10 protein-coding genes are annotated in these 8,495 nt (G+C 69.2%); 4 read left to right on the top strand and 6 right to left on the bottom strand.

All coding sequences use genetic code 11. The features are described from left to right. The coding region (locus tag ACNPM4_RS12385) for a uracil-DNA glycosylase (RefSeq protein ID WP_448985882.1) at positions 1-638 on the top strand (638 nt) is incomplete at its 5' end. 57 nt (positions 639-695) lie between these two features. Then, positions 696-1,307 carry a GNAT family N-acetyltransferase gene (locus ACNPM4_RS12380; protein ID WP_448985881.1) on the top strand — a complete coding sequence of 204 codons (612 nt, stop codon included), beginning with the start codon at positions 696-698 and terminating at the stop codon, positions 1,305-1,307. A gap of 23 nt (positions 1,308-1,330) precedes the next feature. On the opposite strand, the gene ACNPM4_RS12375 is transcribed toward ACNPM4_RS12380, so the two are convergent. The 6 genes from ACNPM4_RS12375 to ACNPM4_RS12350 all read right to left on the bottom strand — a co-directional run bounded on the left by ACNPM4_RS12375 (position 1,331) and on the right by ACNPM4_RS12350 (position 7,298). Further along, on the bottom strand, positions 1,331-2,140 hold the full coding sequence (locus ACNPM4_RS12375) for an ABC transporter ATP-binding protein (RefSeq protein ID WP_448985880.1): 810 nt from the start codon (positions 2,138-2,140) through the stop codon (positions 1,331-1,333). Then, positions 2,137-2,928 (bottom strand): ATP-binding cassette domain-containing protein, encoded by a 792-nt coding sequence (locus ACNPM4_RS12370; protein WP_448985879.1) that lies wholly within the window; start codon positions 2,926-2,928, stop codon positions 2,137-2,139. The genes ACNPM4_RS12375 and ACNPM4_RS12370 overlap by 4 nt, the downstream gene beginning before the upstream one ends. Next, positions 2,925-3,794 carry an ABC transporter permease gene (locus tag ACNPM4_RS12365; RefSeq protein WP_448985878.1) on the bottom strand — a complete coding sequence of 290 codons (870 nt, stop codon included), beginning with the start codon at positions 3,792-3,794 and terminating at the stop codon, positions 2,925-2,927. Before ACNPM4_RS12365 ends, ACNPM4_RS12370 begins: the two co-directional genes overlap by 4 nt. Then, the gene (locus ACNPM4_RS12360) at positions 3,791-4,741 is read right to left on the bottom strand and encodes an ABC transporter permease (protein WP_448985877.1); all 951 of its coding nucleotides are present in this window, start codon (positions 4,739-4,741) and stop codon (positions 3,791-3,793) included. The genes ACNPM4_RS12365 and ACNPM4_RS12360 overlap by 4 nt, the downstream gene beginning before the upstream one ends. A gap of 17 nt (positions 4,742-4,758) precedes the next feature. Further along, positions 4,759-6,279: an ABC transporter substrate-binding protein gene (locus tag ACNPM4_RS12355; RefSeq protein WP_029261918.1), complete on the bottom strand. Its 1,521-nt coding sequence runs from the start codon at positions 6,277-6,279 to the stop codon at positions 4,759-4,761. Between the two features lie 92 nt (positions 6,280-6,371). Then, entirely contained in the window at positions 6,372-7,298 is a 927-nt protein-coding gene (locus tag ACNPM4_RS12350) for an alpha/beta fold hydrolase (RefSeq protein ID WP_448985885.1), read from the bottom strand. 171 nt (positions 7,299-7,469) lie between these two features. On the opposite strand from ACNPM4_RS12350, the gene ACNPM4_RS12345 reads away from it, so the two are divergent. Both ACNPM4_RS12345 and ACNPM4_RS12340 read left to right on the top strand, forming a co-directional pair. Further along, positions 7,470-7,946 (top strand): carboxymuconolactone decarboxylase family protein, encoded by a 477-nt coding sequence (locus ACNPM4_RS12345; protein WP_029261916.1) that lies wholly within the window; start codon positions 7,470-7,472, stop codon positions 7,944-7,946. Beyond that, the coding region (locus ACNPM4_RS12340) for a tyrosine-protein phosphatase (RefSeq protein ID WP_448985876.1) at positions 7,946-8,495 on the top strand (550 nt) is incomplete at its 3' end. The genes ACNPM4_RS12345 and ACNPM4_RS12340, both read left to right, overlap by 1 nt.

The following is an 8,495-nucleotide window of genomic DNA, read 5'->3' as shown; positions in this document are numbered from 1 at the left end:
CGATCACCGAGCTCGGCGAGCGACTCCGCGCCGAGCAGGAGGCGGGGCACGGGTACCTGCCGTCCGGTGAGAACGTGCTCCGGGCCTTCCAGCGACCGCTGGCCGACGTGCGGGTGCTGATCACCGGACAGGACCCGTATCCGACGCCCGGCCACCCGATCGGTCTGTCTTTCGCGGTCGATCGTGCTGTGCGCCCGCTACCGCGCAGCCTCTCCAACATCTACAAGGAGCGGGAGAGCGATCTCGGCATCCCGCCGGCGCCCCACGGCGATCTCACTGCGTGGAGCGATCAGGGCGTGCTCCTGCTCAACCGCGTGCTCACCGTGCGGCCCGGTGCCGCCGCTTCCCACCGCGGCTGGGGGTGGGAGAAGGTCACCGAGCTCGCGATCCGGACGCTCGTCGCCCGCGATCAGCCGCTCGTCGCCGTGCTGTGGGGCAAGGACGCCGCGAACCTGCAGCCGATGCTGGGTTCGACGCCGATCATCGCCTCTGCGCATCCGTCTCCGCTGTCCGCCAGCCGCGGCTTCTTCGGCTCCCGCCCGTTCTCCCGCGTGAACGACCTCCTCGCCGAGCAGGGCGCCGACGCGATCGACTGGCGGGTGGGTGGCGAGCCTGCGGAGGCCGAGCGCCTGATCTAGGCGCTGCGATCGACTGGAGAGTGGAGGGCGAAGCCACTCCGTCTCTAAGCTGAGCGCATGCAGTTCGAACCGGGGGACCGTCGCCGCGTCCTCCCGCGCCACCTCCGCCCCGAGATCGCCCCCGAGGTCTTCTCGTACACGATCCGTGCAGCGCGTCCGGCGGACTTGCCTCACGTCCGCGAGATCTACAACCATTTCGTGAGCAACTCGGCTGTGACGCTCGACGAGCGGCGCAGCAGCATCCCGTACTGGCGTGACAAGTACGCGCTGCTCACTCGCCTGGAGCTGCCGTTCCTCGTGGCGGTCTCGCCGGCCGGCGTGGTCATGGGATACGCGCTCGCGCAGCCCTGGGCGGGGAAGAACGCCTACAAGTACACGGTCGAGGACTCGATCTACCTCGGTCCGGGCGCGGGCGGGAAGGGACTCGGCGCGGCCCTGCTGCAGGCGCTCATCGATGCCTGCGAGCAGATCGGTCTGCGCGAGATGGTCGCGGTGATCAGCGACAGCGGCGCGGAGGCGTCGATCCGGCTGCACGAGAAGCTGGGGTTCGTCGAAGCCGGTCGCATGGGGCGGGTCGGCTACAAGTTCGGCCGCGACCTCGGCACGGTGTACATGCGGCGTGTGCTCAAGCCCACCGGACGCCGGCGAAGGCTCTTCGGTTCGCGCTGACGACCCGAAGAATCCGCGGCAGCTCAGTCGCTGGAGGGGCGAGGGGGAGCGCCCGGGATCACCGGGATCGCCGCGAGCAGCGTCTTCGTGTAGTCCTCCGTGGGGTGCAGCAGCACATCCTGAGTCGAACCCCGCTCGACGATGTGGCCGTCCTTCATCACGACGACCGCGTCGCACAGGTTCTGGACCACGCCGATGTCGTGCGACACCAGCAGCAGGGTGAGATCGGTCGTGCGGCGGAGCTCGATCAGCAGCTCGAGGATCTGCGCGCGCACCGTCACGTCGAGGGCGGAGAGCGGCTCGTCGCCGACGAGGATGCGGGGGCGGTGCACGATCGCCCGGGCGAGCGCGATCCGCTGGCGCTGGCCGCCCGAGAACTCGTGTGGATAACGGTCGCCCATCTCGGGCTCGAGGCCGACCTGGGCAAGTACCTCGCGTACGCGCGCGCGGTGGTCTCCCTCGATGCCGAGCGCCCACAGCGGCTCTCGCACGATCTGACCGGCGGTCATGCGCGGGTCGAGCGAGGCATACGGATCCTGGAAGACGAGTCCGGTCTCCCGCCGCAGCCAGTGCAGGGACTTCGCGGATGCCGTGGCGTCGACGGGGCGTCCGTCGATCGACACGGTCCCGGACGTGGGGCGGTCGAGACCGAGGATCAGTCGGACCAGCGTGGACTTTCCCGACCCCGACTCGCCGATGATCCCCACGGATGAACCCTCGACGACATCGAGGTCGGTCGCCGCCAGCGCCGTCTGCGTGCGCGTGCGCTCGAATGCGGTTCGCTTCGGGACGACGAAGTCGCGGCGGAGTCCCCGTGCTTCGATCAGACTCATGCGGCACCGCCGTTCGGCCGCCAGAGAGTCGCCGTGGCATCGCGCAGCAGGCCCTGGGTGACCGGTGAGGCAGGAGTCGACAGCAGCGTCGAGACGGGGGCCGCTTCGACGACGCGTCCATGCTCGAGCACCACGCCCTCGGACGCGACCTGCGCGAGCACGGCGAGGTCGTGCGTGATGAACACGAGCGACATCCCCTCGTCGGCGACGAGCGCGAGCAGCAGGGAGAGGATCTCGGCCTGGATCGTGACGTCGAGTGCCGTGGTCGGCTCGTCGGCGATGAGCAGCCGCGGACGGCAGGCGAGTGCCATGGCGATCGCGACGCGCTGCCGCTGCCCGCCCGAGAGCTGGTGCGGATAGCGGTCCACGATCGACTCGGGATCGGGGAGCCGTACGCGTGCCGCTTCCGCGATCGCGCGCTCCCGGGCTTCCCGACGACCGAGTCCCTCGTGGATGCGGATGGACTCCGCGATCTGCCGACCCACCGTCCGGATGGGGTTGAGCGCCGTCCGGGGCTCCTGGAACACGATGCCGATGTCGTCCCCGCGGAGCTTCGCCAGTTCGCGATCCGGCATCCCGATCAGCTCGATGCCGTTCCAGCGGATGCTGCCGCTGGCCGTCGCGCCGTCGGGGAGCAACCCGAGGACCGCGAGGGCGGTGAGCGACTTGCCCGATCCCGACTCGCCGATCAGTCCGAGTCGCGCACCGTCGGGTACCTCGAACGAGATCGCGTCGACGACGCGGCGCCCGTCGATCTCGATCACCAGATCCTGCACGGACAGACTCATGCGACCACTCCCGGTGTGTGGACCTCGGCGGCGCGATGCCGCAGGGTCGGATCCGTCGCCTCGCGCAGTCCGTCGCCGAGCAGGTTGAGTGCGAGCACGGTGATCGTGATCGCGAGCCCCGGCCAGATCACCGACAGCGGATGCACGCCGATGTAGCGCTGGAGATCGGCGAGCAGGAGCCCCCAGCTCGGCTCGACCACCGACGCGCCGAATCCGAGGTACGACAGGCCGGCCTCGGCGAGCACGGCGACGGCCATGGACCAGGAGAGCTGCACGATGAAGACCGGGGCGACGTTCGGAAGCAGGTGCCGCACAAGGCTCTGCGTCGGCGTGAGACCTGCGGCGCGGGCGGCGAGCACGAAGTCGCTCTGCTGCACGCGGCGCAGCTCGGGTCGGGTGACGCGGGCGATGTTCACGCCGAAGCCGATCCCCACGGACCAGATCACGACCCAGAGCGACCCGCCCCAGACCGACGAGATCATCATGGCGATCAACAGCACGGGGAAGGCGATCAGGATGTCGACGAGCACCGCGACGGTCTCACGCATCCACCGAGCCGTGAGGGCGCCGAGGGCTGCCAGGGCGATGCCGACGAGCGTGGCCACGAGTCCCGCGCCGATGCTGACGAAGACGGTCGTGCGCGCGCCCGCCATCAGCAGGCTCAGGATGTCGCGGCCGGTGTCGTCGGTGCCGAGCAGGTGCGGCCAGCTCGGCGGCAACCAGCGGTCGCCGATGTCCGATGCCTGCGGGTCGAACGGGGTCCAGAACAGCGCCACGATCGCGGTCAGGGCGATCACGGCGACGACGATGATCCCGAAGCGCCCCGTGGGTGTGCCCCAGAGTCGGCCGAGCCAGCGCGGCGTCATGCGGCCTCCCGCTGTCGAGGATCGATGGCGCGGTGCAGCAGGTCGACGACGAAGCCCACGACCAGCACGAAGCCGGTGAGCACGAGGAGCTCGCTCTGCACCTTGATGAGGTCGCGGGTGCCGACGTCGGCGACCAGCATCCGTCCGATCCCGGGGAGGGTGAACAGCTGCTCGATGATGACGGATCCGACGATGATCCCGGCCACCTGGAGTCCGAGCACCGTGATGATCGAGAGCCCCACGGCCGGGATCCCGTGCTGGATGAGCGCGCGCGTGCGGGTCAGACCCTTCGCCGCTGCCGTGCGGACGAAGTCCTGTCCGGCAGCTTGCAGGGTCGCGCTGCGCACGAAGCGCATGAGCATGGCGCCCTCGACCACGCCGATCGTCAGCGCGGGGAGCAGCAGCGACTCGATCGCGCGCCCGGGCGTGGACCAGCCGGTGCGGGGGAATCCCTGCGGCGGCAGCCAGCCGAGCCAGACCGAGAAGACGACGATGAGCATCATGCCGGCCCACACGACGGGCACGGCGGCCAGCGTCTGGGCGCCGACGCTGAGGGCGGTGCCGGTGCGGCGGCCGCGCAGGAGGGCGGCGAGGATCCCGAACGGCACCGCGATGAGCACGGCGATGAGCAGCGCCATGATGCCGAGGGGCACGGTGACCTGGGCCTTGAGCAGCAGTTCCTCGCCCACCGAGGCGCCCGAGAGCAGCGAGGTGCCGAGGTCGCCCCGGAAGATGCCTCCGATCCAGTCGGTGTACTGCGCGAGCAGCGGCTGGTTCAGCCCGAGCGACTCCCGGAGCGCGTCGACCTCGGCGGGGGAGGCCTGCGTGCCGGCGATCAGCTGAGCGACATCTCCCGGGAAGACCCGGAGGGTGAGGAAGATGAGCACGCTCGACACGAGGAGCCCTGCGATGAGCAGGGCTCCTCGGACGAGCGCGTAGCGGATCACGGAGGGGTGACCGCTTGCTACTTCTCTGCGGAGACGGTCACGCCGGCGAGGTTGATCCGGGAGTTGATCGAGTCCTCGGGGAACCCAGTGACGATCGGAGCCACGGCCGTGATGGTCTCGCCGTTGTACAGCCAATCCGCGGCGTGGTCCTCCGACACGATGCGGGCGGCCTGCGCGAGCAGCTCGGCGGACTTGTCGGGGTCCACCTCGGCGAGGGCCTTCGAGTACAGGTCCTGCACCTCCGCGTTGTCGTAGCCGAAGTAGTAGTCGGGGTTGGCGAAGTTGCCGAAGTCGCGCGGCTCGACGTGCAGCACGAAGCTGAGGTCGTAGTCCTTGTTCGTGTACACGTCTTCGAGCCAGGTCGGGAACTCGACCGAGTTGACGTCGAGGGCGACGCCGACCTTCTTGAAGTCGGAGATCAGCACCTTGGGCACCGTCGTCCCGTAGAACGCGGGGATCGTGAGGGTGAGCTCCAGGTCTTCCTGGCCGGCTTCGGCGAGCAGGTCCTTGGCCTTCTCGGGGTCGTACGAGATCACGTCCGACAGGTCTTCGTAGCCCGGGTCGAGCTCGGGGATCGGGCCGAACAGCGTCGTGCCCGCGCCGACCGCCTCGATGAGGGCATCGTGGTCGATGGCCAGGCGGAGTGCCTCGCGCACGCGGACGTCGTCGAGCGGCGCCTTCTTGTTGTTGAACGCCAGCGTGGCCTTGTCGGTGGTGCGGCCCTTCGTCAGCGCGAACTCTCCGGAGTCCTCGAGCTGCGGCGCGAGGTTGGGATCGACGGCGGTGAGCACCTCGACGTCGCCGGCGAGTGCGGCGTTCACGCCCGCCGTGAAGTCCGGGATGTACTGGAACTCGACCTGCGCGACACCGGCCGGGTCTCCCCAGTACTCGTCGTTGCGGGCGAAGGTGATGGTGCTGCCCTTGTTCCAGCGGGTCAGTGTGAACGGTCCGGTGCCGTTCTCGGCCGACTTCAGGTCGGTGGTGTCGCCGGTCTTGAAGACCAGCCCCGCCGGACCCGTCAGGGCGAACAGGAAGTTCTGGTTCGGTTCGGTGAGCACGATCTGCACCGTGGTGGCATCCGTCGCCGTGATCGACGAGACCGCTGCGAAGTCGGCGTTCCCCTGCACGGTGGCGTCCGTGCGCACGGTCTCGTACGAGGAGACGACATCGGCGGAGGTGAGCGCGGTGCCGTCGTGGAAGAGGATGCCTTCGCCGAGGGTGAAGGTGTAGGTCAGCCCGTCGTCGGAGACCTCGTAGTCCGTGGCGAGTCGCCCTTCGATCTCGTTGTCCTGCGTGCGCGTGACGAGGCCCTCGTAGATGTTGTCGATGAGGATCTGCTCGAGAGCTGCGCCGCTGGTGTGCCGGATGTCGAGGTTGGTCGGTTCGAGGACCAGTCCGACGTGCAGGGTCGCGTCGGGGTCGGGCTCGCCGGCGCTCTCGGAAGGGCTGGGCGCAGGGGAGCCGGCGCAGGCGCTGAGTATGACGGCGGTGGCCGCGAGCGCGGAGATCAGCGCGAGGCGTCGGGTGCGTCGGAACATGGGCGTTTCCTCTCGGTGCGGCAGTTGCTGTGTGCCGTTGTGTCGAGCCTAGAGTTGCGTGGCAGGGTGCGGGTCGGGTGTGGAACGGAAGGTCATATTCCGCGAACGGTGGATGCGGCGGCGATGAGGGCGGCCAGCTCGACCGGTGCAGTTTCCTGCACGTTGTGCGTCGCGTCCAGACTCACGACGCGGGCTGCGGGGACACGCCGCTGGAAGTCTGCGGCATCGGCCTCGCTGACGAACCCGCGGGCGGCGCGCACCAGGGTGATCGGGGCGCTCACCCCGGACAGGTCGTCCCACCCGGTCTCGTGCAGGACCGACGGTGCGGTGGCCGAACCCGGATCGTGCGCGGCGAGCGCGTGTGCGGCGAGGTGTGCGAAGTGGTGCTTCCACTCCACTCGTCCATCGGGTCGCACGCGGGTGTTGAGGAAGACGCCGCGCTCGGTCTCGGGACGGCTGCCGCCGAAGCCGAGCGACATCGCCTTGTCGACGAGTTCGTCCCTGGAGGCGAAGTCCGTGGGGCCGGCGTAGAACTCGCGCAGCGCGGCCGGTCCGGCGGTGACGTCGATGCCGGGGGTGATGTCGACGATCACGAGCTCGGAGACCAGATCGGGTCGGGAAGCGGCGAGGGCGGCGCCGGTGAGTCCGCCGAGCGACTGTCCGACGACGACCTGCGGCTGTGAGGTCCAGGCGTCGAGGGCCTCTGCGACATCGCGTGCGAGGGTGCGCGGGGTGTAGTCGACGTCGTCCCGCCAGGAGGAGTCGCCGTGGCCGGCCATATCGATCGCGAGCAGCGGCAGCCCGAGCGCGAGAGACGTCGTATCCCACGTGTGCGCGTTCAGGCCCGCGCCGTGCAGGAGTGTGACCTGGGGCGCGTCCCCGCCGAACCGCAGCGCGCTCAGGGAGCGTCCGTCGGAGAGGGGGAGAGTGAGACGCTCCACCTCCGGGAGGGGAACGCCGAGCGCTTCGGCCTGTGCGGGAAGATAGCTGAACTCGCTGATGTCGATCGCCACGTGGATATTCTGCTCCTCCGCGACGACGCAGGAGAAATGCGGGAGCAGTGTGCCAAGCAAATCTCGGGCATAGAATGTCATTCTGGTGAAACTCTGTCGCTGACTTCTGGCATTGTGCATTCCGCGACATCTAGGCCCGCCGAGACCATGAGTGCGACCGCCGAATATCATGGAGTCATGAGCGAGACGCGTGTGCACCTGTCCAAGACCGAGCCGACCGCGTATCAGGCGCTCGATGCGTTCTCGAAGACCGTCGGGCAGATCTGCGCGGCGAACGGCATCGACGATCGTCTCAAGGAGATCGTCATGATCCACTGCTCGCAGCTCAACGGCTGCGCATACTGCGCCCGCATCCACGTCGACCGCGCCGTCGCCGCCGGCATCGACACCGACACGCTCACCCAGATCCCGACCTGGCGCGAGAGCGGCGTGTTCAGCGAGCGCGAGCGCGCGGCCCTCGAGCTCGCCGAGGCGTTCACCTTCATCTCCGAAGACGGCGTGTCCGACGAGGTGTACGACCTGGTCGGCAGCGTCTTCACAGAGAAGGAGTACGCGGCGCTCAGCTGGGCGTGCGTCTCCATCAACGCGTTCAACCGCGTCGTGATCGCCGGACGCTATCCGGTTCCCGCCCGGACTCCGCAGGCGCAGGCGTGATGATCCTCGACGTCGACGGGGTCACCAACGTCCGCGATGTCGGCGGCATCCCGACGTCCGGCGGCCGCATCCGGGCGGGCGTGCTGCTGCGGTCGGGTCAGCTTTCGGGCGCCACGACGAACGGAGCGGCCGTGCTCCGTGCGACGGTGCAGCACATCGTCGACCTCCGCGACGGCGAGGAGGTGGCGTCGGAGCCCACCGAGATCGAGGGGCCGGATACCACTCACCTCCCACTGTTCCTGGGGTCGGTGCGATCGTTCTTCGAAGCCGACACGAGCCTCGACGACCTCTACCTGCATCTGCTGGAGGAGAGTGGGGAGCGCCTGGTCGAGGCCATCCGCATCATCGCCGTGGGGGCGCCCACCCTGGTGCACTGCACGGTCGGCAAGGACCGCACGGGGGTCACGGTGGCCCTCGCCCTCTCCGCCGTCGGCGCCGATCGTGAGGCCGTGATCGCCGACTACGCACTCACGGAGTCGCAGCTGCCGGCTGAGCGTTCGCGGCGCATCGCCGCGTATCTGCGCGCCGAGCACCCCGAGGCGGTGCATG

Source organism: Microbacterium umsixpiens (genome assembly GCF_053543675.1).
This window is presented reverse-complemented; position numbering and strand designations above follow the sequence as displayed.

What these genes read in the sequence shown, in the direction of transcription:
- ACNPM4_RS12380 (WP_448985881.1), top strand. Translation starts at nt 696, where the DNA reads ATGCAGTTCGAACCGGGGGACCGTCGCCGCGTCCTCCCGCGCCACCTC.
- ACNPM4_RS12365 (WP_448985878.1), bottom strand. Translation starts at nt 3,794, where the DNA reads ATGACGCCGCGCTGGCTCGGCCGACTCTGGGGCACACCCACGGGGCGC.
- ACNPM4_RS12370 (WP_448985879.1), bottom strand. Translation starts at nt 2,928, where the DNA reads ATGAGTCTGTCCGTGCAGGATCTGGTGATCGAGATCGACGGGCGCCGC.
- ACNPM4_RS12355 (WP_029261918.1), bottom strand. Translation starts at nt 6,279, where the DNA reads ATGTTCCGACGCACCCGACGCCTCGCGCTGATCTCCGCGCTCGCGGCC.
- ACNPM4_RS12375 (WP_448985880.1), bottom strand. Translation starts at nt 2,140, where the DNA reads ATGAGTCTGATCGAAGCACGGGGACTCCGCCGCGACTTCGTCGTCCCG.
- ACNPM4_RS12345 (WP_029261916.1), top strand. Translation starts at nt 7,470, where the DNA reads ATGAGCGAGACGCGTGTGCACCTGTCCAAGACCGAGCCGACCGCGTAT.